The organism is Microtetraspora sp. NBRC 13810 (genome assembly GCF_030268685.1).
Classification (GTDB): Bacteria; Actinomycetota; Actinomycetes; order Streptosporangiales; family Streptosporangiaceae; genus BSRQ01.
On the sequence record NZ_BSRQ01000006.1, the window covers coordinates 295,663 to 321,071 of the forward strand.

20 protein-coding genes are annotated in these 25,409 nt (G+C 73.3%); 10 read left to right on the plus strand and 10 right to left on the minus strand.

Annotated features, from left to right (window positions below; genetic code table 11):
* Positions 1-104 precede the first annotated feature (104 nt).
* From QSK26_RS15070 to QSK26_RS15085, 4 genes are all read left to right on the plus strand, one after another.
* Entirely contained in the window at positions 105-1,154 is a 1,050-nt protein-coding gene (locus tag QSK26_RS15070; RefSeq protein WP_285775733.1) for a S8 family peptidase, read from the plus strand.
* Positions 1,155-1,205: 51 nt separating this feature from the next.
* Entirely contained in the window at positions 1,206-1,826 is a 621-nt protein-coding gene (locus tag QSK26_RS15075) for an RNA polymerase sigma factor (protein WP_285775734.1), read from the plus strand.
* On the plus strand, positions 1,823-2,269 hold the full coding sequence (locus QSK26_RS15080; RefSeq protein ID WP_285775735.1) for a hypothetical protein: 447 nt from the start codon (positions 1,823-1,825) through the stop codon (positions 2,267-2,269). The genes QSK26_RS15075 and QSK26_RS15080 overlap by 4 nt, the downstream gene beginning before the upstream one ends.
* A 376-nt stretch (positions 2,270-2,645) precedes the next feature.
* The gene (locus QSK26_RS15085) at positions 2,646-5,912 is read left to right on the plus strand and encodes a CHAT domain-containing protein (protein ID WP_285775736.1); all 3,267 of its coding nucleotides are present in this window, start codon (positions 2,646-2,648) and stop codon (positions 5,910-5,912) included.
* Between the two features lie 31 nt (positions 5,913-5,943).
* Here the strand turns inward: QSK26_RS15085 and QSK26_RS15090 are convergent, their stop codons facing one another.
* The 3 genes from QSK26_RS15090 to QSK26_RS15100 form a co-directional block, all read right to left on the minus strand.
* Positions 5,944-6,756: a sulfurtransferase gene (locus tag QSK26_RS15090; protein ID WP_285775737.1), complete on the minus strand. Its 813-nt coding sequence runs from the start codon at positions 6,754-6,756 to the stop codon at positions 5,944-5,946.
* 23 nt (positions 6,757-6,779) lie between these two features.
* Positions 6,780-7,370, minus strand: a complete 591-nt coding sequence (locus QSK26_RS15095) for a DUF5998 family protein (protein ID WP_285775738.1) — start codon at positions 7,368-7,370, stop codon at positions 6,780-6,782.
* A gap of 112 nt (positions 7,371-7,482) precedes the next feature.
* The gene (locus QSK26_RS15100; RefSeq protein WP_285775739.1) at positions 7,483-10,134 is read right to left on the minus strand and encodes a bifunctional acetate--CoA ligase family protein/GNAT family N-acetyltransferase; all 2,652 of its coding nucleotides are present in this window, start codon (positions 10,132-10,134) and stop codon (positions 7,483-7,485) included.
* Positions 10,135-10,328: 194 nt separating this feature from the next.
* On the opposite strand from QSK26_RS15100, the gene QSK26_RS15105 reads away from it, so the two are divergent.
* Positions 10,329-11,222 carry a carbohydrate kinase family protein gene (locus QSK26_RS15105; protein WP_285775740.1) on the plus strand — a complete coding sequence of 298 codons (894 nt, stop codon included), beginning with the start codon at positions 10,329-10,331 and terminating at the stop codon, positions 11,220-11,222.
* A gap of 82 nt (positions 11,223-11,304) precedes the next feature.
* On the opposite strand, the gene QSK26_RS15110 is transcribed toward QSK26_RS15105, so the two are convergent.
* A complete protein-coding gene (locus QSK26_RS15110; RefSeq protein WP_285775741.1) occupies positions 11,305-13,404 on the minus strand; it encodes a RecQ family ATP-dependent DNA helicase in 2,100 nt (699 codons plus the stop codon).
* A gap of 81 nt (positions 13,405-13,485) precedes the next feature.
* Here QSK26_RS15110 and QSK26_RS15115 point away from each other — a divergent pair, with 81 nt between their 5' ends.
* Positions 13,486-14,043 carry a GNAT family N-acetyltransferase gene (locus tag QSK26_RS15115; protein WP_285775742.1) on the plus strand — a complete coding sequence of 186 codons (558 nt, stop codon included), beginning with the start codon at positions 13,486-13,488 and terminating at the stop codon, positions 14,041-14,043.
* A gap of 69 nt (positions 14,044-14,112) precedes the next feature.
* The gene (locus QSK26_RS15120; protein WP_285775743.1) at positions 14,113-16,614 is read left to right on the plus strand and encodes a DNA gyrase/topoisomerase IV subunit A; all 2,502 of its coding nucleotides are present in this window, start codon (positions 14,113-14,115) and stop codon (positions 16,612-16,614) included.
* Between the two features lie 52 nt (positions 16,615-16,666).
* On the opposite strand, the gene QSK26_RS15125 is transcribed toward QSK26_RS15120, so the two are convergent.
* Together QSK26_RS15125 and QSK26_RS15130 are read right to left on the minus strand one after the other, a co-directional pair.
* Positions 16,667-17,023, minus strand: coding sequence for a VOC family protein (locus tag QSK26_RS15125; protein ID WP_285775744.1), 357 nt, complete (start codon positions 17,021-17,023; stop codon positions 16,667-16,669).
* 111 nt (positions 17,024-17,134) lie between these two features.
* Positions 17,135-17,452 carry a hypothetical protein gene (locus tag QSK26_RS15130; RefSeq protein ID WP_285775745.1) on the minus strand — a complete coding sequence of 106 codons (318 nt, stop codon included), beginning with the start codon at positions 17,450-17,452 and terminating at the stop codon, positions 17,135-17,137.
* Between the two features lie 203 nt (positions 17,453-17,655).
* On the opposite strand from QSK26_RS15130, the gene QSK26_RS15135 reads away from it, so the two are divergent.
* Positions 17,656-18,153: a beta-class carbonic anhydrase gene (locus tag QSK26_RS15135; RefSeq protein WP_285775746.1), complete on the plus strand. Its 498-nt coding sequence runs from the start codon at positions 17,656-17,658 to the stop codon at positions 18,151-18,153.
* A gap of 42 nt (positions 18,154-18,195) precedes the next feature.
* Here the strand turns inward: QSK26_RS15135 and QSK26_RS15140 are convergent, their stop codons facing one another.
* Positions 18,196-20,250 carry a DNA gyrase/topoisomerase IV subunit B gene (locus QSK26_RS15140; RefSeq protein ID WP_285775833.1) on the minus strand — a complete coding sequence of 685 codons (2,055 nt, stop codon included), beginning with the start codon at positions 20,248-20,250 and terminating at the stop codon, positions 18,196-18,198.
* Between the two features lie 265 nt (positions 20,251-20,515).
* Here QSK26_RS15140 and QSK26_RS15145 point away from each other — a divergent pair, with 265 nt between their 5' ends.
* Positions 20,516-20,746 carry a DUF7455 domain-containing protein gene (locus QSK26_RS15145; RefSeq protein WP_285775747.1) on the plus strand — a complete coding sequence of 77 codons (231 nt, stop codon included), beginning with the start codon at positions 20,516-20,518 and terminating at the stop codon, positions 20,744-20,746.
* Between the two features lie 10 nt (positions 20,747-20,756).
* On the opposite strand, the gene QSK26_RS15150 is transcribed toward QSK26_RS15145, so the two are convergent.
* Entirely contained in the window at positions 20,757-21,599 is an 843-nt protein-coding gene (locus tag QSK26_RS15150) for a GNAT family N-acetyltransferase (RefSeq protein WP_285775748.1), read from the minus strand.
* Between the two features lie 136 nt (positions 21,600-21,735).
* On the opposite strand from QSK26_RS15150, the gene QSK26_RS15155 reads away from it, so the two are divergent.
* Positions 21,736-22,479 (plus strand): YaaA family protein, encoded by a 744-nt coding sequence (locus QSK26_RS15155; protein WP_285775749.1) that lies wholly within the window; start codon positions 21,736-21,738, stop codon positions 22,477-22,479.
* Between the two features lie 68 nt (positions 22,480-22,547).
* Here QSK26_RS15155 and QSK26_RS15160 read toward each other — a convergent pair whose 3' ends face one another.
* Both QSK26_RS15160 and QSK26_RS15165 read right to left on the minus strand, forming a co-directional pair.
* Complete coding sequence (locus QSK26_RS15160; protein ID WP_285775750.1) at positions 22,548-23,513, minus strand: hypothetical protein; 966 nt, start codon at positions 23,511-23,513, stop codon at positions 22,548-22,550.
* Between the two features lie 116 nt (positions 23,514-23,629).
* Positions 23,630-25,291, minus strand: coding sequence for an RNA polymerase sigma factor (locus QSK26_RS15165; RefSeq protein WP_285775751.1), 1,662 nt, complete (start codon positions 25,289-25,291; stop codon positions 23,630-23,632).
* Positions 25,292-25,409: the final 118 nt, after the last annotated feature.

Below are 25,409 nucleotides of genomic sequence, written 5' to 3' on the forward strand. Positions count from 1 at the left end.
ACCAGAGGCGAGTCATACCGAGATGTTGCGCCGGTGACACTTGACACCCGCATGCGATCCTCTGGATACACTCCGCAATCATCTCCTCACCCTGTGGAGGATTCGTGCGCGACGACATAACGATAACGGACCACCCCGACGGCGCACCGGCGTTCATCCGTCCCGGTCAGCTTCTGACCGAACCGTCCGGTATCCCGGCGGTCGCGCGGTGGAGCCAGGCCGTCGCCGAGTCCGGCGGCGTGTGCAAGGTGCGCCTGTCGCGCGGCGTCGATCCCTGCGAGGTGGCCGCCGAGTTGCGCGCCCAGGGGGTCAAGGCGTCCCCGAACCACGTGCTCGTCGGGCAGCCGCTCTACTTCGGCGGCCCGGCCTCCCGGCCGTTCCCCGTCGATCCGGTCGGGGCGCCCCCGGGGGAGGACGGCAAGGGGGTGACGGTCGCGCTCTTCGACACCGGCATCGACCCGCACCCGTGGTGGATGGGGCGGCCGTGGTTCGCCGAGCATGGCGACGTCGGCGAGCACCTGGACGCGGACGCCGATCTCACGCTCGACCTCCAGGCCGGGCACGGCACGTTCGTCGCCGGACTGGTCCTGCGCCGCGCCCCCGGCGCACGGCTGCGGGTGACCAGGACGCTGGACAGCCACGGCTTCGGCGACGAGGCCCTGCTGCTGCACGCGCTGGCCCGGCTGCGACGCGAACCGCCGCAGGTGCTCAACCTCTCCTTCGGCGGGCACACCTGGGACGACCTGCCCTCCCCGCTCGTCGCCGACGCCCTCGCCCGGCTGCCGGGCACCGCCGTCGTCGCCTGCGCCGGCAACACCGCCTCCACCCGCCCCGTCTGGCCCGCCGCGCTGCCCGGCGTGATCGCGGTCGGCGCCCTCGACGACACCGGGGCCCGCCCGGCGTCCTTCTCCGCCCGCGGCCCCTGGGTCGACGCCTGCGCCAGGGGCGAGTGGCTGACCAGCAGCTTCCTCTACGCGGCCGGCTTCGAGGGCTACGCCCGGTGGAGCGGCACGTCCTTCGCCGCCGCCGCGGTGACCGGCGAGATCGCCGCGGCGGCCGCCCGGATGCCGGTCGGGGAGGCGGTCGGGCACGTGATCTCGTCCGGCGGCCGGGAGATCCCGGACCTGGGGCACGTCGTGACCACCACGGGGTAACCTTGGGTAAGATTTGACTACTCTTTGTCACGTCAGCTCGTGGAGGCCGGCTTGGCGTCCCCCTTGTACGACCCGGACCCGCCGTACGACCCGGGCCCCGCGCCGCCCGGCGGGTCCGTCGTCACCGAGGCGCCCGAGCACGCCAGACTGCTCCGGGCCGCCGCCGTGGGCGATCACACCGCGTGGGACGGGCTGGTCGAGCGGTTCAGCCCCGCCATGTGGGCCAGCGCCCGCGCTTACGGCCTGAGCGCCGCCGACGCCGACGACGCCGTCCAGGGCGCGTGGCTGCGCCTGCTGGAGAGCCTGCACTCGATCCGCGACCCGCGGGGCGTCGGCAGATGGCTCGTCACCACCACCCGGCGGGAGGCCCTGCGCCTGCTCAGGGAGCGGCGCGGCGAGCATCTCACCGGCGAGGAGTCGCCGCCGGACCGGCAGCAGCCCGACGCGGCGGCGCTCGTGCTCGACACGGAGCGGGCCGACCTGCTCTGGCGTGCGGTCGCGAGCCTGAGCGAGCCCTGCCGCACCCTGCTGAGCCTGCTCGCCACCGCGCCCGGCACGGGCATGCAGCAGATCGCGACCCGGCTCGGCATGCCCAGGGGCAGCGTGGGCCCCACCCGGGCGCGTTGCCTGCGCCGGCTTCGCACACTGGTCGAGGAGGAGACGCTGCCGTGATCGACGACGAGGCCCTCATCGCCGCCCTCAGCCTGGCCGCCGGGCGCGACCCGGTGCCGGCCGGGGTGCCCGCCGCCGCGCGCCACGCCTACACCCGGCGCACGCCGGGCGCGGTGACGGCGGGCCGGGTGGGCGTCCCCGCGGCGTCCGGCATCCGCTCGGGAGGCGGCCCCCGGCTGCTCCGCTTCGCCGCCGCCGGCCTCGCGGTGGACGTGGAGATCACGGTGACCGACGGCCTGGTGGACCTCGCCGGTCAGGTGACTCCCGTCCCGGCGCCGGGCGCCCACGTGGAGATCCGCACCCTGCACCTCGGCCAGACCCGCGCCCTCTCCGAGACGGGCCACTTCGCCGCGACCGGCCTCCCGCCGGGCTGGTTCAGCATCGTCTGCCACCGCCCCTCCGGCCCCCCGATCGCCACCAGCTGGGCCCGCATCCGCCCCTGACCCACCCCCGCCCAGCAGGCCCGCTCTCCCCACCAGCCCCCTTAGGACCCCCAAAGTGCCCCCGGTCCCCTCCCCCACCCCTCCGACGTCCCAGGCGGAGCAACCCCCCGCGACCGCGGACGCGCCGCCCACCCCACCCGCACCCCAGGCGGACCGCAACCACGCACCCGCCGCGGCCACGGCCGAGCAGGCACCCCTCACCCCACCAACGCCCCTGGCGATACACACACACGCGCCCGCCCCGGCCACGGCCGAACAGGCACCCCTCACCCCAACCGCCTCCCAGACGGAACACAACCACCCGCCCGCCCTGGACGCGGCCGAGCAGGCACCCCTCGCCCCACCCGCCTCCCAGGCGGAACACAGCCACGCGGCCGTGGTGGCTGTGGACACGCCCCCGTTCGGTCCGCCGGCAGCACGGGCGGGGCAGGGGCATGCGGCCGTGGTGGCCGCCGCCGAGGACGCGGTGGTGCTCTGCGGGGTGGATCCCGTCCGGGCCGGCGAGCGGGCGCGGGAGGTGCTGGCGCTGGCGGAGCGTACGGCGTGCGGGGAGGCTGCGGTGATCGCCCATCGGGCGCTCGCGCTGGCCGCCAGGGAGATGGGCGACCTCGTCCTCGCCGAGGAGCACCTGCGCCGCGCCATCGCGGACGGCGGGGGACTCCCCCGCCGCGTCGCCCAGGCCCGCCTCTCGCTGGTCTCCGTCCGCACCGGCCTCGGCCACCCTTTGGAGGCCCTGGAGATCGCCGACGCCGCCGAACCCCACCTCTCCGAGACCGAACGCGCCAAGCTCGGCGCCCAGCGCGCGGTCGCCCTCGGCGTCCTCGGCCGCCACCGCGAGGCGATCGAGCAGTGCGACCACGCGATAGCCGTCCTGTCCACCGGCATCGACATCCCGGCCACCCTCCGCCACCCACGCTCCCGCCCCAAGCCGCCCCCGCCCACCACGGCCCCACCCGACAGGGCCCCCGCACGAACGGATGCCCCCGGGCCCGACGCCCCGGAGACCGACGCCCCCAGGACCGCCGATTCCAGGACCGGCCCCAGGGCCGACTCCGGAACCGACTCCGGGGCCGACGATTCGTGGGGAGACGACGCCTGGGCGGACGACAGCGCGGTGCTGGAGCGGCAGCTCGCCGAGGACCTCCGCCCCCTGGCCGCCGCCGTACGCTTCGGCCAGGAGGCGGCTCGCGGAACGGCGGCCCCCGGCACCCGGCATCGCCGGAAGGCGAACCGCACCAGGAGCGGCAGGCGACTCCCCCGGGATCCCGGCGGGACCGCGACGGGCGACGCGCGGCATGCCCGGGAGGCGGACCAAACAGCAGCGAACGGAACAGCAGCGGACGGGACGGCAGCGGACGGGACGGCAGCGGAGGAGACGGCACCGGTCGACGACACAGGTGGCACGGCGTGTTCCGCCTCGGCCGGGGGGCCGGGTGAAGGTGCCGGGCGGGTGCGGGGTGGGCCGATTGACTTGTCGGGGGTTGTGGCCAGTGGGGCGGTTTCTGCGGACGATGTGCGTTTCCTGACGGGGGCGTTGCTCAACCGGGGGCTGGCGGAGGTGTACCTGGGGGAGTTCGAGCGGGCGGAGGCGGATCTGGCGGTGTGCGCGGGGGTGGCGCGGGCGGCGGGGCTGGCGCATGTCGCCGTGCTGGCCGAGGCCAACCTGCCGTTCGCCGCGGCCCGGCGGGGTGACATCCCCGCCGCCTTCACGCGTTACCGGGAGAGCGAGGAGGCGCTGGCCGGCTATCCCGAGCGGCTGGCCAGCATGCGATGCGACCTCGCCGACGCGCTGCTCGCCGCGTACCTGCCCGGCGAGGCGCGGGCGCTGCTCGACATCGCGGTGCCGGAGCTGGAGGCGGCGGGCGCGCGGGTCGCGCTGGCGGAGGCGCGGCTGCTGCTCGCCCGGCTGGAGCTGCTGGCGGGCACGCCACAGCAGGCGGCGGACGAGGCCGGGCGCGCGGCCGGCGACCTGGCGGCCCAGGGGCGTACGGCGCTCGCCCCGGTCGCCACCGAGCTGGTGCTGCGCGCCCGCCTCGCCGTGGAGACCCCGGACCGGGGCCTGCTCGACGCCATGCTGTCCTGCGCGGAGGCGCTGGCCGCGGCCGACCGGGGCGCCGAGGCGGAGGCGTTGCGCCTGACCTGCGCCGGGCTCGCCGTCCGCCTGGAAGATCCCGCCACCGCCGCTCGTCATCTGAGGCTGCTGCGTGGCGCCCGCTCCCCCGTCGTCCGCCGGCACGCCGCGGCCCTGCGCCATCTGCTGGCCGGCGACCGGGACCGCGCCCTGCGCGCCGCCAGACGCGGGCTGGCCGAGGTCGCGGCCAGCGTCGCGGCGGTGCGCGATCCGCTGATCAGGGCGCACGCGGTCAAGGCGGGCGACGGGCTGGCCGCCTTCGGCCTGTCGCTCGCGATCGGCACGGGGCGCGGCCGTACCACGCTCGCCTGGGCCGAGCGCTGGCGGTCGGTGGCCGCCACCGGCAGGCCCGGCCACCCCGACCCGGACCTGCTGCGGGCCGCGATCGGCGAGGGCGCCCTGGTCGAGTACGTGCGCGACGGCGACGAGCTCGCCGCCGTCGTGGTGACCGCCGGGCGTGTCACCCTGCACCGCCTGGGCTCCGTGGCGGTCGCCGCCGAGGCGGTGATCCGTCTCAGGTACGCGCTGCGCCGCGCCGGTCTCCGCGACACCGCCCACCACTGCGACGGCGGCGGGCGCGAAGAGGTCGAGCGGGCGGCCCTGGCCGTGGAGGAACTGCTGGTGCGCCCGTTGCGGTGGCCCCCGGCGGAGGACGCGACGACGCCGACCGGGCTCCCGCAGGACGAGGCGGCCGGGCTCTTTCGGCATGAGGCGACGGCCGGACCGCCACCCGGTGGAGCGAGGGCGGTACCGGCCGGATCGATGCCGGGTGGAGCGAAGGCGGTGCAGGCCGGGTCGGCGGCGGGGGTGGCGGGGGGTGGGGCTGTGGTGGTGGTGCCGACCGGGCCGTTGCACACGTTGCCCTGGCCGGTGCTGCCCTCGTTGCGGGATCGGCCGGTGTGCGTGTCGGCGGGCGCCCTGGCCTGGCTGTCGGCCGTACGCCGGTGGGAGCGGCCGCCCGCCCGGCCGCCGCGGGTGATGGTGACGGCGGGGCCGGGGCTGGAGCACGCGACCGCCGAGGCGAGGATCGTGGCCGGCCGCTACCCGGGCACCCGTACGGCACCGGCCAGGGTCGAGGCCGTACTGAGCGCGCTGGACGACGCCGACGTGGCCCACCTGGCGGCGCACGGCACCTTCCACGCCCGCAGCCCGCTGCTGTCCACCATCGCGCTCGACGACGGCCCGCTGATGGCCTACGACCTGCTCCGCCTGCGCACGCCGCCGCGCCTGGTGGTGCTGTCCGCCTGCGACTCCGGCATGGCCCGCGCCCCGGCCGACGGGGCGCCGCTGGGGCTCGCGGGCATGTTCCTGGCCATGGGCACGGCCTGCGTGGTCGCCGGGACGGTCCCCGTGCGCGACGACGAGACCCCGGCGCTCATGACGATCTTTCACGAGCTGCTGTGCCGCGGGCACACGCCCGCCAGGGCGCTCGCCGAGGCGGCGGGCAAGACGGGCGTGGCCGGTTTCGTGTGCTTCGGCGCGGGCGACCTGCCGGTGATCCCGGGCAGGTGATCCCGGTCACCGGCAGGTGAGCGCCACGACGTCAGCCGGTGGCCACCGGGCGGGCGGGGTCGGTGACCCAGTGGGACCAGGAGCCCACGTAGAGCGCGGCGGGGATGCCCGCGAGGTCCAGGGCCAGCACCTCGTGGGCTCCGGTGACGCCGGAGCCGCAGTAGGCGCCGACCCGGGCCCGCGGCAGGGCGCCGAGGGCCTCGAAGCGCGCCCTCAGCCTCTCGGCGGGGAGGAACCTGCCGGTGGCGTCGACGTTCGCCGCCGTGGGGGCGCTGACGGCGCCGGGGATGTGACCGGCCATGGGGTCGATCGGCTCGACCTCGCCGCGGTAGCGCTCCGCGGCCCTGGCGTCGAACAGCACGCCGTCGCCTGCGAGCGCGCCCGCCTCGTCGGCGGAGAGGATCGGCATCGCGCCGGGCCGCGCGGTGAAGTCGCCCGGCGGCACGTCCGGCTCGTCCTTGACCACCGGCCGTCCCTCCCCGGCCCAGGCCCGGAAGCCGCCGTCGAGGACGCGGACGTCCCGGTGGCCGAAGTAGCGCAGCGTCCACCAGGCGCGGGCCGCGGCCGTCGAGTCGGCGTCGTCGTAGACCACCACGGGACGGTCGTCGCCGACGCCGAGACGCCGCATGGCCGCCTGGAACGGCTCGGCGGCGGGCAGCGGGTGCCGCCCGCCGGGGCCCGGCGGAGCGGCGAGGTCGGCGTCGAGGTCGCAGAAGACCGCGCCGGGCAGGTGCCCTTCCCGGTAGGACTCGACGCCGGGCGGCCCGGCGAGCCGCCAGCGCACGTCGAGCACCGCGGCCCGGGACAGGCCGGCCAGCTCGGCCGAAGTGATCAAAGCGGTCATCGCCGGTCTCCTTTCCGGTGGATTCAGGACGCGGCCCGCGCGGTCGCCTCCGACAGCGCCTTGGAGAAGGCGATGACGTGGGACACGGCGTCGCCGCCGTCGGCGGCCTCGCTGACCCGCAACGACAGGTCGTCGGCGGTGACCGCTCCGGTGTAGCCGTGGTCGGCTTCGCAGTTGTCGTCGCCGCAGGTGGCGGGCTCCAGGTCGATGTGCGAGATGGCGCCCCAGCCGATGGTGAGCGTCACCTCGGTCGGGGGCACGCCGGGCACGTAGGAGGCGGGGTCGGGCACGACCCTGGTCACGGCGACCGACTGGATGCGGCTGAGACGGACGGCTTCGGTGGTGGTGGAGGCGTGCGCGACCGCGGCCCCCTCGGCGGGCGGGTGCTCGTCGGTGTGACACACCAGCAGCCGGGTGGGGGACAGCACCAGCACCGTGACGTGCCTGCGCACCTCCATGGCGGGGTCGAAGGTAGCCTCGTGATGCACCACAAAGGCGGTCACCGCCTCCTTGCCCAGCGCGGATTCCACCGCGTCGGCGACAAGGTCGGGGTAGTAGCCACTGCGATCGATGGCCTCGCGCAGGCCCGCGGCCGAGACTCGGGTTTCCCTCATGGGTCCATCCTGCCCTGTCCCGCTGTGCGCTTTCACCCCGCCGGGGGCCCTGTTGCACCACCCTGCCGCCCATCTGGCCCACACCGGCCTGCCGGCCGCGGGAAAGCGCCGTTCAGCCCAGGCGGCGGGGACCGCCGTCGCGGCGCGGGCCGTCGGGGCTGCGCAGTACGGCTCGCGCCGCGAGCACGCTCACGCCCGCCTCCCCCACGAGGACCGGGTCCAGCTCCAGCCGGTACAGCTCGGGCAGCTCGTCGGCGACCCGGCCGGCCACGACCAGCAGCTCCTCCAGCGCCTCGACGGCGACCGGCGGATAGCCGTACTCGCCGAAGAGCAGCGGCGCGGCGCGCACCGAGCGGACCGCGCCCGCGGCGTCCTCCGGGGACAGCGGGGCCAGGCGGTAGGAGCGGTCGCGGAGCAGCCTGGCGGTCACCTCGCCGAGCCCGAAGGAGACGACGGGCCCGACCGCGAGATCGTCCACGACGCTGATCACCGTCGGGACGCCCGGCTGCGGCGCCATGTGCTGGACCTCGAGGGCCGCGTCCGGGCCGAGCTGCCTGGACAGGTCGTCGTACGCCTGGCGCAGCGCGTCCGGTCCCGACAGGCCGAGGCGGACCGTGCCCGCCCGCTTGGCCGCCTCCGGGTCGGCCGCCTTCACCACCACCGGCCAGCCCAGGCGTTCCGCGGCGGCGACGGCCTCCTGTGCCGACCTGACCGTCTCGGCGGGCCAGACGGTGACGCCGTAGCAGGCCAGGAGTTCGGCGGCGTCGATCTCGACCGGGGAGGTCCGGCCGGCCAGCGCGGCGGCGGCCACCTCTCCGGCGGCCTGGGTGTCCGGGCCGGTCCGGCGCGGCGGGACCGCCGAGGGCCGCTCGCGCCAGCGCGCGTACCGGACGACGTGCGCCAGGGCGCGGACCGCCTCCTCGGGGGCCGCGTAGGACGGGATGGAACCGCGGGCCGGATCGCGGCCGGGATGCCGGTCGGCGCCGCGCGGCACGCTGAGCTCGGGCAGCATCCCGATCCGGCCCTCGAAGGTCGCGAGCACCGGTTTGGCCGCCCCGGCGACCGCCCTGCGCATCTCGGCGGCGACGGCGTCCCGGTCGCCGGGGATGGGCGGCATGTAGACGACCACGAGCGCGTCCACCTCGTCGTCGCCGAGGAGCCCGGTCATCGCGCCGCCGAACTCCGCCGGCCGCGCCTGCGGGCCGAGGTTGACCGGCGGGCGCGGCTCCAGCCCCGCGCTGACGCAGGCGTCGACGGCCAGCAGCGCCAGCGCGTCGGAGTTGCTCACCACCCCGACCCGCGGGCCGGCGGGCAGCGGCTGGTAGGCGAGGAGCTGGGCCACGTCGAACTGCTGGATCAGGTCGTCCACCCTGATCACGCCCGCCTGCTCGAAGAGCGAGGTCAGCGCCGTGTCGGGCAGCCCGAGCACGGGCGCCGCGTGGCCGACGGGCACCCCGCGGGTGGTGCCGCCGCTCTTGACCGCGACGATCGGCTTGCGCCGCGAGATGCGCCGGGCCAGCCGGGCGAACTTGCGCGGATTGCCGAAGGACTCCAGGTAGAGCAGGATCACCTCGGTCGCCTGGTCCTCCTCCCAGTACTGCAGCAGGTCGTTGCCCGAGACGTCGGCGCGGTTGCCCGCAGAGACGAAGGAGGAGATGCCCATGCCGCGCTGGGCCACCCGTTGCAGCAGGGCCGTGCCGAGCGCGCCGGACTGGCTGAAGAAGCCGACCCGGCCGCGCAGCGGGATCCTGGCGGCGAGCGTGGCGTTCAGCCGTACGGCGGGGTCGGTGTTGGCGACGCCCAGGCAGTTGGGGCCGACGACGCGCAGGCCGTAGGAGCGGGCGATGCGCACCAGCTCGTCCTGCCGGCCGCGGCCCTCCGGCCCGGTCTCGCCGAACCCGGAGGAGACGACGATCAGCCCGCGCACGCCTTTGGCCGCGGCCTCCTTGACGATGTCGAGCACGCCGTCGGCGGGCACGGCGAGCACGGCGAGGTCGACCTCGCCGTCGATCGCGGCGAGGCTGGGGTAGGCGCGGACGCCCGCGACGGCCCGCACCTCACGGTGCACCGGGTAGACCGGGCCGGTGAAGTCGGCGGCCAGCAGGTTGCGCAGCACGGTCTGGCCGACGCCGCCGGGCTCCCTGGACGCGCCGACCACCGCGACCGAGCCGGGGTTGAGCAGCCGCTCGATCGAGCGGGCCTCGGCCCGGTGCTCGCGGCCCACCGTGACCTCCTGGGCGGTCTCGGTCGGGGTGAGGTCGAGCGTCATCCGCACCACGCCGTCGGCGAAGCTGCTCTGCGCGGTGTAACCGGCGAGGCGCAGCACGGCCATCATCTTCTGGTTGTTGGGCAGCACGTCGGCGATGAACCTGGTGATGCCGCGCTCGCGCGCCGTGGCCGCCAGGTGTTCGAGCAGCACCGACGCGACCCCGCGGCCCTGGTGGGCGTCCTCGACGAGGAAGGCGACCTCCGCCTCACCCGGCTCGATCCGGTCATAACGGATAACCGCCACCATCTCTGCACCGATGGTGGCAATCAGGGCGACCCGGTCCACATAGTCGACGTTGGTGAACCGGTCGATCTCGCGGTCGGAAAGTCGCGGGCGGGGGCCGAAAAAGCGGAAATATATCGACTCGGCCGACAATCGGGAGTAGAAGGAACGCAGGCGGTCGGCGTCTTCGGGGCGGATCGGCCGCACGTGCGCCGTGCCGCCATCCGTAAGAACGACGTCCGCCTCCCAGTGTGCGGGATACTGAGCATCCACCAGGCAGCCTCCCCAGTCACTTCCACCCATGAGAGTAGACGGCCATCTCACATGACAAGACCCGGCGACCCGGTTCAACAACGCTTGTGCATCGACTACCTCCCGGTCTCCGCGCTCTGGCCCACATGCCGGTCAGAAACTGTTAGGTTTCTCGGCGTCAGGCGCGGAGGGCATTGCAACAAGGCGGTGACATCATGACCCGGGTTGTCGTGGTGGGCGATCTCATGACGGATGCGGTCGCGCGCGCCCGCTTCCCGCTTGCCAGAGCCAGCGACACTCCCGCGATCGTCACCATGCACGGCGGTGGCTCCGGGGCCAACATCGCCTCATGGCTCGCCGTGGAAGGCACCGACGTCGCGTTCATCGGCCGCAGGGGCGCCGACATCACCGGCCGTAACCGCGACATGGAGCTCATGGGCTACGGCGTGGACGCGCGGCTGGTCATGGACCCCGAGCGGCCCACCGGCACCTGCGTGGTGCTGGTCACGCACAAGGGCGAGCGGACCATGCTGTCCGACCCCGGCGCCAACGCCGCGCTCTCTCCCGAGGACCTGCCGCGCGACCTGTTCGTCGGCGGCAGCCATCTGCACGTGTCCGGCTACACCCTGATCAACGAGGGGTCCCGCGAAGCCGGTCAGGCCGCGCTCGACCTCGCCCGCCGGGCCGGGATGTCCATCTCGATCGACTGCGCGTCCTCCGCGCCGCTGGAGCGCACGGGCGCCGAGCCGTTCCTGGAGTGGACGCACGGCGCCAAGCTGCTGTTCGCCAACGGCGACCAGGCCAAGGTGCTCACCGGCAGGGACGACCCCGCCGCCGCGGCCAAGGTGCTCACCGCGTGGTTCCCGCAGGTCGTGATCAAACTCAACGCCGAGGGCGCGCTGTGGTACACCAACAGCCGCTCGGAGCCGATCCGGGTGCCCGCCGAGACGGTCGAGCGGGTCGTGGACGGCACGGGGGCGGGTGACGCCTTCACGGCCGGCTTCCTGCCGTCGTGGCTGGAGGGCAAGCCGCCGACCGAGTCTCTCGCCGCCGGCTGCCGTCTCGCCCACAAGGCCATCACCTACCTGGGCGCCCGCCCCCGCCTCTGAACGCCCGCTGCTGAGCGCCCGCCTCTGATCGTCTCTCCGGTCGCCGCCCCGTCCCGTCGCCGCCCGTACCGTCGCCGCCTCGTCAGGCGGTGACGGCCAGTGCGAGCGGCAGGACCGCGGGCGCGCCGGCGTGCCTGAGCAGGGCCGCCGCCATGGTCATGGTCCAGCCGGTGTCGACCCGGTCGTCCACCAGCAGGACCGGGCCGTCCACCGCGGCCAGCGCCTCGGCGAGCGGCGGCGGGACCATGAGGGTGCCGCGGATCGCCTGCACCCGCTGCGCGCTGTTGTACTGCCGCCCGGGAGAGCCCGCACGGTAGCCCAGGTCGCCCACGTAGGTCAGGCGGCCCACCTGGGCCAGGCGCTCGGCGAGGCTGCGGACCAGCAGCGGGCGGCTCGCCGAGGGCATCGCGGCGACCGCCACCGGGCGCTGCCTCCACTCCCACGACGCGAGCACCTTGACCATGGCGGCGAACACCTCGTCCGGCACCGGCCCGTCGGCCGTGCCGTCGGCCAGCAGCCGGCGCAGCCGCTCGCCCCAGCCGATGTCGGTGAGCCGGCCGAGCGCGCGGCCGGGCTCGGCGCCGAACTGCGGCTTGATCCGGCCGGACAGGTCGGCGAGGCCGGTGGGCCACTGCTTGCGCGCCTCGACCTCGACGCCGGGACGGCGCAGCCGCTCGGCCGCCTCGCGCACGGCGGCCTCGCCGGCCTCGGCCGACCGGTGCTCGCCGGTGCAGTTGTCGCACCGGCCGCAGGGGGCGGCGGCCTCGTCGTCGAGGTGGCGGCGCAGGAACTCCTCGCGGCACCCGGTCGTGCCGATGTAGCCGAGCATCGCCTCCTGCTCGGCCCGGCGCTCCGCGGCCACCCTGGCGTAACGCTCGGCGTCGTAGGCCCACGGCTCGCCGGTGGCCTGCCAGCCGCCCTTCACCCTGCGCACGGCGCCGTCCACGTCGAGCACCTTGAGCATCATCTCCAGGCGGGAACGGCTCAGGTCGACCCTGGTCTCCAGCGCGGCGGTGGACAGGGTGCCCTCCTCCGCCAGGGCCGCCAGGGCGCGCAGCACGACCTGCTCGGGCGGGAAGGCCAGCGAGCCGAAGTAGGCCCAGATGTCGCGGTCCTCGGTGCCGGGGAGCAGGATCACCTCGGCCCGCTCGACCCCGCGCCCGGCCCGGCCGACCTGCTGGTAGTAGGCCACCGGCGACTGCGGGGCGCCGACGTGGATGACGAAGCCGAGGTCGGGCTTGTCGAAGCCCATGCCGAGCGCGGACGTCGCCACCAGCGCCTTGATCCGGTTGCCGAGCAGGTCGTCCTCCGCGGCCAGCCGCTCGGACTGCTCGGTCTGCCCCGAGTAGGCGGCCACCGCGTGGCCCTGGTCGCGCAGGTAGGCGGCGATCTCCTGGGCGGCGGCGACGGTCAGCGTGTAGACGATGCCGGAGCCGGGCAGCTCGCGCAGCGCCTCGGCGAGCCAGGCGAGGCGCGCCTCGGGACCGGCCGGCCGTACGACGGACAGGTGGAGGCTCTCGCGGGCGAGCGGGCCGCGCAGCACGACGGTCTCGTCGCCGAGCTGCTCGGCGACGTCGCGGGTGACCCTGGCGTTGGCCGTGGCGGTGGTGGCCAGCACGGGGATGCCGGGCGGCAGGTCCTCCAGCAGGGTGCGCAGCCTGCGGTAGTCGGGGCGGAAGTCGTGACCCCAGTCGGAGATGCAGTGGGCCTCGTCCACCACGACGAGGCCGGCGCTCTCGGCCAGCTCGGGCAGCACCTGGTCGCGGAAGTCGGGGTTGTTGAGCCGCTCGGGGCTGACCAGCAGCACGTCGACGGTGCCCTCGGCGACCCTGGCGTAGGTCTTCTCCCACTCCTCCGGGTTGGCGGAGTTGATCGTGGCGGCGTGGATGCCGGCCCGCTCGGCGGCGGCGATCTGGTTGCGCATCAGCGCGAGGAGGGGCGAGACGATCACCGTGGGTCCCTCGCCCAGCTCGCGCAGCAGCGCGGTGGCGATGAAGTAGACCGCGGACTTGCCCCAGCCGGTGCGCTGCACCACGAGCACCCTCGTGCGCTCGACCACGAGCGCCTCGATGGCCGCCCACTGGTCGTCGCGGAGCCTCGCGTGCTCACCTGCGAGCGCGCGCAGCCGCGCCTCTGCCTCCTCGCGGAGGGTGCCGTCCTCGAACTCGCCGTCCTCGACCATGAGGTACTTGGTATCAGGTCCGGGCGACTGTTTCAGCCCGGATCGGCCACGGCACGGTGGCATGGTTGGATATCCCCCATCATGGACGTCACCACCTGGCATCTTGAGCAGACCGCCCCCGGCGATCTCCTTCCGGCCAAACCGCCTCGCATCGAAGCCTCCGTCATCCGCGCCGAGGTGCCCTCTCCCGAGTTCAACCGGTTCCTCTACACCGCCGTGGGCGGCCCGTGGCACTGGACCGACCGGCTGACGTGGAACCTGGCGCAGTGGGAGCAGTGGCTGAACAGGCCCGGGATGGAGACCTGGGTGGCCTGGCACCGGGGCACCCCGGCCGGCTACGTCCAGCTGGAGGCTCAGGACTCCGGCGTCGTGGAGATCACCAACTTCGGGCTGATGCCGTTCGCGATCGGGCGGGGGCTCGGCGGGCACCTGCTGGCCGAGGGCACGGCGCGGGCCTGGGACCTCGCGTCGCGCTGGCCGCTGCGCGAGGCGACCAGGCGGGTGTGGGTGCACACCTGCTCCCTGGACGGGCCGGGGGCGCTGCCCAACTACCAGGCGCGCGGTTTCCGGGTGTTCAGAACCGAGACCGCGGAGCGGGCCGTCGCGGCGGATCCGCCGGGTCCGTGGCCGGGAGCTTGACGCACGCATAACGGGCGGTGTGTGCGTCGAGGTCGCGGGCACCGATGAACCTTCGGCACAATGTTCGACATGGCCCGACGAACCACCAGCCCCCCGCCCCCGGAGGACTTCGAGGAGCGGATCGTCGACATCGACGTGTCCGCGGAGATGCGCACGAGCTTCCTTGAGTACGCCTACTCGGTGATCTACCAGCGGGCCCTGCCCGACGCCCGAGACGGTCTCAAGCCTGTGCAGCGCCGCATTCTCTACTCGATGAGCGAGATGGGGCTGCGGCCCGACCGGGGGCACGTCAAGTCCTCCCGCGTCGTGGGCGACGTCATGGGCAAGCTGCACCCGCACGGCGACACCGCGATCTACGACGCGCTGGTCCGGATGGCCCAGCCGTTTTCGATGCGGCTGCCGCTGGTCGACGGGCACGGCAACTTCGGCTCCCCCGACGACGCGCCCGCCGCGATGCGGTACACCGAGGCGCGGCTCGCCACGTCGGCGACCCTGCTGGTCTCCTCGATCGACGAGGAGACCGTCGACTTCAAGCCCAACTACGACGGCCAGGAGACCGAGCCCACGGTCATGCCGTCGGCGTTCCCCAACCTGCTGGTCAACGGCGCGACCGGCATCGCCGTCGGCATGGCGACCAACATGGCGCCGCACAACCTGGTCGAGGTCATCTCCGCCGCCCGCCACCTGATCAAGAAGCCCGACGTCTCGCTCGACGAGCTGATGCGCTTCGTGCCCGGTCCCGACCTGCCCACCGGCGGCACGATCACCGGGCTGGAGGGCGTCCGCGACGCTTACGAGCGGGGCCGCGGCACCTTCAAGATCCGGGCGACCTGCACGGTGGAGCAGGTCACCCCGCGCCGCAAGGGCATCGTCGTCACCGAGCTGCCCTACAACGTCGGGCCCGAGCGCGTGGTGACCAAGATCAAGGAGCTGGTCACCAGCAAGAAGCTCCAGGGCATTTCCGACCTGAAGGACCTCACCGACAGGCACAAGGGCCTGCGCCTGGTCATCGAGGTGAAGAACGGCTTCAACCCCGAGGCGGTCCTGGAGGAGCTCTACCGGCTCACGCCGATGGAGGAGACCTTCGGCATCAACAACGTGGCGCTGGTCGACGGCCAGCCGCGCACGCTGGGCCTCAAGGAGCTGCTCCAGGTCTACGTGGACCACCGCATCGACGTGGTCCGCCGCCGCTCGGCCTACCGCCGCCGCAAGCGGGAGGAGCGCCTGCACCTGGTCGAGGGCCTGGTCGTCGCGCTGCTCAACATCGACGAGGTCATCGCGGTCATCCGCTCCTCCGACGACTCCGCGCACGCCCGCGCCCGCCTGACCGAGGTCTTCTCGCTGTCGGACATCCAGGCGTCCTACATCCTGGACACGCCGCTGCGCCGGCTCACCAAGTACGACAAGCTGGAGCTGGACCGGGAGCGGCAGACCCTGCAGGACGAGATCGCCGAGCTGACCGCGATCCTCTCCGACGAGGTCCGGCTGCGCAGGGTGGTCTCCAACGAGCTGGCCGAGGTGGCCAAGACGTACGGCACGCCGCGCCGTACGACGCTGCTGGAGTCCTCGGGCGCGGCGCGGCAGGCCAGTGTGCCGCTGGAGGTGGCGGACGACCCCTGCCGGGTGCTGCTGTCCTCCACCGGGCTGCTGGCGCGCACCTCCGACGACTCCCCGCTCGCCGGGGAGGGCGAGCGGTCCAACCACGACGTGCTCGTCTCGGTGGTCGGGTCGACCGTGCGCGGCGAGGTCGGCGCGGTGACCTCGCGGGGCAGGGTGATCCGGGTCAACGTGGTGGACCTGCCGGCGCTGCCGCCGTCGAACAACCCGCCGTCGGTGTCGGGCGGCCACCCGGTGAGCGAGTATGTCGCGCTGGAGCCGGACGAGGTCGTGGTCGGCCTCAGCTCGCTGGCCACCGACGGGGCGGGGCTGGCCCTCGGCACGGCCCAGGGCGTGGTCAAACGGGTGGTGCCGGAATACCCGGCCAACCGCGACGAGTTCGAGGTGATCGGGCTCAAGGACGGCGACACCGTGGTGGGCGCGGCCGAGCTGACCTCCGAGGGCGACGACCTGGTCTTCATCACCTCCGACGCGCAGATGCTCCGCTTCCCCGCCGCCAGCGTGCGCCCGCAGGGCCGTCCCGCCGGCGGCATGGCGGGCATCCGGCTCGACGACGGGGCCCACGTGGTCTTCTTCGGCGCGGTCGATCCGGCCAAGCCGGGCCACGTGGTGACCATCGCGGGCTCCGCGACGGCGCTTCCCGGCACCCAGACGGGCGGCGGCAAGGTCTCCGAGTACGCCGACATCCCGGCCAAGGGCCGGGCCACCGGCGGCGTGCGGGTGCAGCGCTTCCTCAAGGGCGAGGACACGCTGCTGCTGGCGTGGGCCGGTCCGGCTCCCGCCCGGGCCGCCTCCGCCACCGGGAAGCCGGTGCCGCTCCCGGAGGAGATCGGGCGGCGCGACGGCTCGGGCTACCGGCTCACCCACACGGTGGTCGCCATCGGCGGCGCCCTGGGCACCGACGGCCCTCAGGCCCGCGTCCCGGCCCCTGAAACGCCCTCAGAGTCGCTCTGAGCCCTCTCCCGCCGCCCTCCCCCCACCCGGGCGAGGGCGGCGGCACACCGGGTCACACGCAGAGGCAGAAGGGATGCCCGGCCGGGTCGAGGAAGACCCGGAAGTCGTTCCCGGGCTGATAGTCGTGTTTGACCGCGCCCAGGGCGAGCACCTCGGCCTCCGCCTTGTCCAGATCGTCGACGTCGAGGTCGATGTGGAGCTGCTGGGGGTGCTCGGCGCCGGGCCAGATCGGCGGCCGGTGGCCCTCGACCCGCTGGAACGCGAGGTTAGGCCCGCCGGCGCCGACCACCGCCCACTCGTCGTCGGCCTCGGTGATCGGCCAGCCCAGCAGCTTGCTGTAGAAGCCGGCCAGCGTCATGGGGTCCGGGCAGTCCAGGACGGTGCTTCGCATTCTGGCGATCGCGGTCATCTCATCTCCCTCGGGGGTGCGACACCGGCGAAGAGCATATACAGGTGCCGGCTCGCGGGACTGGGGGTCGGGTCGCCTCTTCCCCCGCACCGGTCCGCGAACCTCCGGACATCAGGCGAGGGAGCCGAGCAGGGTGTTGCGCACGGCCAGCAGGAGCTGCCAGGGCTCGCCGGCCTCCCACGACCTGATCAGCGCGAGGCCGCGCGGGCCCGGGTCGAAGTCGTCGAAGCCGGCGGGGCCGAAGCACCCGGCCATCGCCAGGCCCTCGACGAGCGGGTCGTCGTCGGCCAGGGTGTCGGCATAGGCGGCGGCGTCGAGCAGCGCCAGGGCCGAACGCGCGTTGCGCCCGCCGTCCTCCCGCTCGACCCGGTCGAGCCGCCACCTGCCCTGCGCCCGGAGGTACTCCGCCAGCGATTCGCTCCTGCTCATGAGACCTCTCCCGAGTCGGACACCTGGAGTGACAGTTTCATCACCCAAGGTTATTCGCCTCACGATACCCGGCCGTCCCATCCGTCCCGGGCCGGCGTGACAGGGCATCCGAAGTGGCCTGCGAAGTGGCCGGCGAGTCCGCGGCGTGGCGCGGTTGGCCCCTGGTAACGACCGGGAAACGGTCATGGGGGAAGATATGCGGCGTGAACGCGTTCGATGACCTGCTCGCCGCCAATAAGACCTATGCCCAGAGTTTCACCTACTCCGGGTTGACCGGAACGGCCGCCCGCGGCCTCGCCGTCGTGACGTGCATGGACTCCCGCATCGACCCGCTGGGGCTGCTCGGCCTCGGGCCGGGAGACGCCAAGATCATGCGCAACGCCGGAGCCCGGGTGACCGACGACGTCCTGCGCACCCTGGTGCTCGCGGTCTACCTGCTGGGCGTCCACCGGGTGCTGGTGATGCCGCACACGGACTGCCGGATGGCCAAGTCCACCGACGAGGACGTTCATCGCCTGATCTCGGCGGAACACGGACTGGACACCCGCAGCCTGGAGTTCCACACCGTCCCGGACCAGGACGCCGCGCTCCGCCACGACCTGCTCCGCATCCGCACCAGCCCGTTCCTGCCGGACACGCTGGCCGTCGGAGGCGCCCTCTACGACGTGCGCTCCGGCAAGCTCGCCCCCATCGCCCTGTGAGACCCCGCGGCCCGTACGGCGCCGCCGTACGGGCCGCGAAGGTCAGGCGTCGATGTGGTCGCGGTCGACCTCGGCGGCGCTGCCCACGATGAACTCCCTGCGCGGGGCCACATCACTGCCCATCAGCAGGTCGAAGATGCGCTCGGCCGCCTCGACGTCCTCGATCTGGATCCGGCGCAGCGTGCGGTGACGCGGCTCCATGGTGGTCTCGGCCAACTGGTCCGCGTCCATCTCGCCGAGGCCCTTGTAGCGCTGCACGGGGTCCTTCCAGCGCTTGCCCCGGCGCTCCAGGTCGCGCAGCACCCGCTGCAGCTCGGCGTCGGTGTAGCAGTAGACGTACTTGTCCTGGCCGCGGCCGGGGTTGGTGATCTCGATCCGGTGCAGCGGCGGGACCGCGGCGAACACCCGCCCGGCCTCCACCATCGGGCGCATGTAGCGGTGGAACAGGGTGAGCAGGAGGCAGCGGATGTGCGCGCCGTCCACGTCGGCGTCGGCCATCAGGATGACCCGGCCGTAGCGGGCCGCGGCGAGGTCGAAGGTCCGGCCCGAGCCGGCCCCGATCACCTGGATGATCGCGGCGCACTCGGCGTTCTTCAGCATGTCGGCGACGGACGCCTTCTGGACGTTGAGGATCTTGCCCCGGATCGGCAGCAGCGCCTGGAACTCCGAGTCGCGGGCCGCCCGCGCGGTGCCCAGGGCGGAGTCTCCCTCGACGATGAACAGCTCGCTGCGGTCGACGGAGTCGCTGCGGCAGTCGACGAGCTTGGCCGGGAGCGCGGAGTTCTCCAGGGCGCTCTTGCGGCGCTGGTTGTCGCGGTGCTCCCGGGCGGCGATGCGCGCCTTGGCGGCGGCGACGATCTTCTCCAGGACGGCGCGGAGCTGGGTCTTCTGGGCGCGCTTCGGCGTCGCGAAGAGCTCCTTCAGCTCGTTGCCGACCACGTTGGAGACGATGCGGGCGGCGGCGGAGGTGCCCAGCACCTCCTTGGTCTGCCCCTCGAACTGCGGCTCGGCCACCCGGACGGTCACCACGGCGGTGAGCCCCTCCAGGATGTCCTCCTTGAGGACCGGGTCGTCGCCGTTCTTCAGCAGCCGGGTCTCGCGCAGTTGCTCGTTGAGCGTGCGGACCAGGGCCCGCTCGAAGCCGTTGACGTGGGTGCCGCCCTTGGCGGTGGCGATCACGTTGACGAACGAGCGCACGGTGGTGTCGTAGCCCTTGCCCCAGCGCAGCGCCACGTCCACGGCCAGCTCCCGCTCCACCTGGGTGGGGGTCATGTGGCCCTGCTCGTCGAGCACCGGGACGGTCTCGTGGAAGCGGCCCGCGCCCTGCAGCCGCAGCACCTCGCAGAGGGCCTCGTCCCGGGCGAGGAACTCGGTGAACTCGGAGATGCCGCCGTCGAAGCGGAACTCCTCCTCGACCGGCTCCTCGCCGCGGTTGTCGCGCACCCAGAGGGTCAGACCGGGGACCAGGAAGGCGGTCTGGCGGAGCCGTACGTGGATCTCGTCGAGGGAGATCTCGGCGTCGGGCAGGAAGATCTGCTTGTCGGCCCACCAGCGGACCCGGGTGCCGGTGCCCTGCCTGCCGGTGAGGGCGCCGCCGTCACGCAGGCCGGACTTCTTCTTGAACCTGGCCGTGGGGCCGTCGCCGTCGAAGAGGCCGGGCACGCCGCGGCGGAAGCTGATCCCGTGCACCCGGCCGTCGCGGTCGACCTCGACGTCGAGGCGCGAGGACAGCGCGTTGACCACGGAGGCGCCGACGCCGTGCAGGCCGCCGGAGGCGCCGTAGGAGCCGCCGCCGAACTTGCCGCCCGCGTGCAGCTTGGTGTAGACGAGCTCGACGCCGGCGAGACCGCTCTTCGGCTCGATGTCGACGGGGATGCCGCGGCCGTCGTCGCGGACCTCGATGGAGCCGTCGGCGTGCAACTCGACCTCGATGCGGCCGCAGTAGCCCGCGAGAGCTTCGTCGACGGAGTTGTCCACGATCTCCCAGAGGCAGTGCATGAGACCGCGGCTGTCGGTGGACCCGATGTACATCCCGGGGCGCTTGCGGACGGCCTCAAGGCCCTCCAGGACCGACAGATGACGGGCCGTGTAACCCATCTCCGTGCTTACAGCGGTCACACCCACTCCCACTCTTCATCGAACATGTGTGCGCAGCCTACCGTTTCTTCCCTGTGACGCGCGTACAAGCTTGCCACCAGGACATGATTAGCGTTACTCCGGGCGTGATCCACATCACTGGAGGAGACATTCCGCTCTCGGCGTACTCGGGGTGCGGTTGGGAACGCCCGCGTCCGGTTAGATGTTGTGCCAAGTGACTGACGCCAGATCCCCGTCCCTGCGGGGATGACCCGAAAGGCGATACGTGACTGGAGCTCTCGCCCCCGCCAAGCCGCTGACGGCCATCGACCGCTGTGACCGTTGCGGCGCTCAGGCCTACATTCGCGCGACCCTGCCCGTGGGTGGGGAGCTGCTGTTCTGCGCCCACCATGGGCGGCAGCACGTGGCCGCGCTGCGCGACAAAGGCGCCGACATCCAGGACGAGTCCGCGCGGCTCAGTGAAACCCCGGCCACGGCCAAAGACGGCGAACGATAAAAGATCCGAGTCACCGGACCCGGTAGTGATACCGGGACGACACCGTGAACCCGGCGCGCTCGTAAAGCGAACGGGCCGCGGAGTTGGCTTCGGTGACGACCAAATATGCCCGCTGCGCGCCCTGTTGTTCCGCAAAGGACAGTAGGGCGCCGAGTACGGCTCGGCCGTGTCCGCGGCGCCGGGCTTCCGGCACCACGGCCATGCAGTAGACGCCGAGCCAGCCGCCCTCCTGCAGCACGCCCCGGCCCACCGCGGCCGGGGAATGTCGCAGGGCGGGCTCGTCATGCGCGTCGTCCCCCTCCAAGGAGTGACCACGGGAAGGGTCACCCGCGGAGGGGGCGCGCCGCGACGGGACCGCTGAGGACGATGAGGACACGGAGGCTGAGGACACGGAGGCGTAGACCGCCGGTACAGCGGTGATGATCCGCTCGGCTGTCTTCCTGCTCTCGTCACCGAACCTCCCGTCCACGCTCTGCCACGTGTCGATCCACCCTGCGGTGGGCTCGGCGGCGAGCCTCACCCCGTCCCCGCCGGCCGGTGTGCCGCGGCCGATGACCGCGGTCATCACCAGCGTGGGGTCCACCACGCGGTAGCCGCGTGCCGCCAGTTCCGCGTCCAGCCCCGGCGTCGCGCCCGCTCCCATGGAGAACACGCACGGCCGCCCCAGCGAGGCGTAGAACCGCTCGGCGTCGTCCACGGCCGCGCCCAGGTCGCCGGGCACGCCCAGCGGCAGCACGGACTCGGCCCGTTTGGTCACCCCGCCCGCGTGCCGCAGCACCCAGCTTCCGGACTCCCGGCGCCCCGGTGCCGGCCACGCCTGGTCCACCAGCCGGTCGAAGTCTCCTTCGATCATCCGCATGAGTGTAATGCTCCGGAGGGCCGCCTTCCCCAAAGGGCGACCGACCGGCGCCCGGAAGGCGCTCGCCCGCCGGGGCGGGCGACCCGGCCGCGCCCTGCGCGGACGTCCGCGCAGGGTAGGGTCGGCGTTCGTGCTGATTCTGCTGCCGCCGTCCGAGAGCAAGGCCGCCGCCGGCGCCGGAGCGCCGGTCCAGGTCGCCGAGCTGGGCTTTCCCACGCTCGCCCCGGCCAGGGAGCGCGTCCTCGACGCGCTGACCACGCTGTGCCGTGGCCCCGGCGCGCAGGCCGTGCTCGGCCTGTCCGACGGTCAGGCGGCGGAGATCGGCAGGAATCTCGCGCTGCGCGAGGCGCCGGCGCTCAGAGCTGCCGAGCTGTACACCGGCGTCCTCTACGACAACCTCGGCCTGGCCACGCTCGGCCCCGCGGCGGCCGAGCGGGCCGCGCGGCAACTGGTGATCTTCTCCGGGCTCTGGGGACTGCTCCGGATCGAGGACCGGGTGCCGCCCTACCGCCTGTCGATGGGGGTACGGCTGCCGCCGATGGGCAACCTGGCGGCCTTCTGGCGGCCGTTCGTCTCCGAGGCGCTCGGGGCGGTCCCCGGCCTGGTGGTGGACCTGCGCTCGGCGACGTACGGCGCGGCCTGGCAGCCGGGCGAGCGGTCGGTGGCGGTGCGGGTGGTCAGGGACGGCAAGGTCGTCAGCCACATGGCCAAGGCGACGCGGGGCGCGGTCGCCCGCTCCCTGCTGACCTCCGGCACGGAGCCGGAGACCCCGGAGAAGCTCGCCAGACACCTCACCGATCTCGGCCACCGGGCACGCCTGGAGAAGCGGCCACGGGACCGGGGGCCGTGGCTCATCACCTGCGACGCCGGCTGACCGCCTGGCCACCTTGCCTGAGGGGGTGCGGGGCCCTCGGGCGGCGTGCCCTTCCATGGGAACCGGGATCAGCCCGTCGGAACGTTGAGCCGGGCGCAGGCTCGGACATACTGCTGGGCCGGATCGCCCAGGTGGGACCAGGCCAGCCGGCTGCCTCTGCCCCGGGTGCGAGCCAGGTGCCCGCGGGCCGGTCTGCGCAGGTCGGCGAGGTAGAACGCGGCCCCGAAGACGTTGTGCGCCTCGATGGCCCGCGGGTGCGCGCCCCGCTGCCACCAGCGCCCCGCCGCGGCGACGATCTCCCGCAGCGCCTCCTCCGAGAACCAGGGGCCCCGCGACATCGGCGTGCGCCCGGCCGCGACGTGCTCGAAGTGCGCCAGCGGCACCAGCGCGGCCAGCGGATCGGTGTCCGCGGCCCGCGCCGCCGCGGCCCTGGCGAAGCCCAGCATCTCCTGCGCGGTGCCGCCCCACTCCGGGGACAGCGTGACCAGCCGGGCGACGTTGGCCGGGAAAAGGCTCCGATAACGACGAGCGGCCTCGAACCAGACCGAGTCCTTGTCGGACCGGGGCCGGTCGAGGCCGAGTGCCACCCACATCATCGCCTCCCAGGGGACGGGATCCCCTGGCATCAGCGACGCCGCTGTGAGCAGTGGTTGGCGGGCGGCATCCATCGCCTGCCGGAACGCCTGGAGGCGATGGGCCTGCACGGCCCGCGCCCGCACGTCCGGCTTGAGCCGCCAGGCTTCCTCCACCCTGGTGCGGCCCAGCCACAACCACAGGTCCGGATTGCCGTTGTCCCGGGCGACCAGCGCCTCGACGGCACTGCTCGCTCCCACGGCGGCCTTGGCGAGCGCTTCCACGCGTAATGCGCGCCGCTCGGGATCTAATCGCGTCGCGCCGAGGACTGTGCCGGCCGTCTCCAAAGAGCCGTGCCGCACGGCGGCCACCGTGTCGTCGAGCACGGGATCAGCCCATGCCCGATCGGCGACCGCCCGTGGTCCCCGGGCGCGAACCCTGTCCACTTCGATCACACCCATGTCGGGCGAGCGTAGAACAGGCTCGGTCAGGGCACGCTACCGGCGTGTTACATGTGCGTTAACGGCAGATCACCCAGCGTGGCGAACACGCCGGATGACCTGCCGGAACGCCGTGACTAGTCGAGGTAGTCGCGCAGCACCTGGGAGCGCGACGGGTGGCGCAGCTTGGACATCGTCTTCGACTCGATCTGCCGGATCCGCTCCCGGGTCACGCCGTAGACCTTGCCGATCTCGTCCAGCGTCTTCGGCTGACCGTCGGTCAGGCCGAACCGCATCGAGACGACGCCCGCCTCGCGCTCGGACAGCGTGTCGAGCACCGAGTGGAGCTGCTCCTGGAGCAGGGTGAAGCTCACCGCGTCGGCGGGGACGATGGCCTCGGAGTCCTCGATGAGGTCGCCGAACTCGCTGTCGCCCTCCTCGCCCAGCGGAGTGTGCAGCGAGATCGGCTCGCGGCCGTACTTCTGCACCTCGATGACCTTTTCAGGGGTCATGTCCAGCTCGCGGGCCAGCTCCTCGGGGGTCGGCTCGCGGCCGAGGTCCTGGAGCATCTGGCGCTGCACCCGGGCCAGCTTGTTGATCACTTCGACCATGTGCACCGGGATCCGGATGGTCCGCGCCTGGTCGGCCATCGCCCGGGTGATCGCCTGGCGGATCCACCAGGTGGCGTAGGTGGAGAACTTGTAACCCTTGGTGTAGTCGAACTTCTCCACCGCGCGGATCAGGCCCAGGTTGCCCTCCTGGATGAGGTCCAGGAAGAGCATGCCGCGCCCGGTGTACCGCTTGGCCAGCGAGACGACCAGCCGCAGGTTGGCCTCCAGCAGGTGGTTCTTGGCCCGCCTGCCGTCCTCGGCGATCCACTCCAGCTCGGCGCGCACGTCCACCGGGAGCTTCTCGCCGTCGGAGCCGAGCTGCTCCTCGGCGAAGAGCCCCGCCTCGATGCGCTTGGCGAGCTCGACCTCCTGCTCGGCGTTGAGCAGCGGGACCTTGCCGATCTGCTTGAGGTAGTCCTTGACCGGGTCGGCGGTGGCTCCGGCGGCGGCCACCTGGGCCACCGGCGCGTCATCGTCGTCGTCGGTGAGGATCAGCACCTCGTCGTCGCTCTGCACGACGACCTCGGCCTTGACGTCCTCGTCGGGCTCGGCCTCGGCCTCGGGCTCGGCCTCGGTGTCCGCCTCGGCGTCGACCTCGGTGTCCACCGCGTCGTCGACGTCGAGCTCGAAGTCCTCCAGCTCGACGTCGACATCGAGGTCGAGGTCCTCGTCGTCCTCGACGTCGGCGGACTTGGGCTTGGTGTCCGCCTTCACCTCGGCCTTGACCGCCGCCGGGGCGGCCATGGTCTCGGGCTTGGTCTTCTTGACAGGAGCCGCCTTCTTCGCCTGCGGCGCCACCTTCTTCGCAGGGGGCTCGGGCCTGGCCTTCCTGGCGGGCTCCGGCTCGCTGACGACCGCGGTGACGGTCTCCGGCTGCGGCTCCTTCGCGGCCGGCGAGGCGGCCTTGGTCTTCTTGACGGGGGCTGCGGTGCGACGCTTGCCCGTTCCGCGAGTCCGCTTGGGCGCGGCCGCCGCGTCTGCGGCGGTCACCACCACGGTCACACCCTCCTTGCTGAGGCTCCGCAGGAACCCCGCAGCGTGCGACATCGGGATGTCGGCCTCCTCGAAGGCCTTTCGGACATCCTCGGACTCCAGGAAACCCTGCGAGCGCCCACGCTCGAGCAGTCGCTGAATGACGGGCTCGTTCAGCTCGGATGGCTTAGAGCGAGTCGAACTTGCAGGCGACACGAACACCTCTCGAACGAACGCGTGGCGACAATGGACCCAGGTGCCCACTAGGGGCAGATGCCTTCTCAGTTGTGATGGCGAGGCCGTACGGACCGCGACGGACCTGCCCAGCATTGTG

Bases quoted from the DNA above. Each gene is read 5' to 3' on its own strand.
- QSK26_RS15090 (WP_285775737.1), bottom strand. From the start codon at position 6,756: ATGACCGCTTTGATCACTTCGGCCGAGCTGGCCGGCCTGTCCCGGGCC.
- QSK26_RS15095 (WP_285775738.1), bottom strand. From the start codon at position 7,370: ATGAGGGAAACCCGAGTCTCGGCCGCGGGCCTGCGCGAGGCCATCGAT.
- QSK26_RS15105 (WP_285775740.1), top strand. From the start codon at position 10,329: ATGACCCGGGTTGTCGTGGTGGGCGATCTCATGACGGATGCGGTCGCG.
- QSK26_RS15110 (WP_285775741.1), bottom strand. From the start codon at position 13,404: ATGGTCGAGGACGGCGAGTTCGAGGACGGCACCCTCCGCGAGGAGGCA.
- QSK26_RS15115 (WP_285775742.1), top strand. From the start codon at position 13,486: ATGGACGTCACCACCTGGCATCTTGAGCAGACCGCCCCCGGCGATCTC.
- QSK26_RS15120 (WP_285775743.1), top strand. From the start codon at position 14,113: ATGGCCCGACGAACCACCAGCCCCCCGCCCCCGGAGGACTTCGAGGAG.
- QSK26_RS15125 (WP_285775744.1), bottom strand. From the start codon at position 17,023: ATGACCGCGATCGCCAGAATGCGAAGCACCGTCCTGGACTGCCCGGAC.
- QSK26_RS15130 (WP_285775745.1), bottom strand. From the start codon at position 17,452: ATGAGCAGGAGCGAATCGCTGGCGGAGTACCTCCGGGCGCAGGGCAGG.
- QSK26_RS15140 (WP_285775833.1), bottom strand. From the start codon at position 20,250: ATGGGTTACACGGCCCGTCATCTGTCGGTCCTGGAGGGCCTTGAGGCC.
- QSK26_RS15150 (WP_285775748.1), bottom strand. From the start codon at position 21,599: ATGATCGAAGGAGACTTCGACCGGCTGGTGGACCAGGCGTGGCCGGCA.
- QSK26_RS15160 (WP_285775750.1), bottom strand. From the start codon at position 23,513: ATGGGTGTGATCGAAGTGGACAGGGTTCGCGCCCGGGGACCACGGGCG.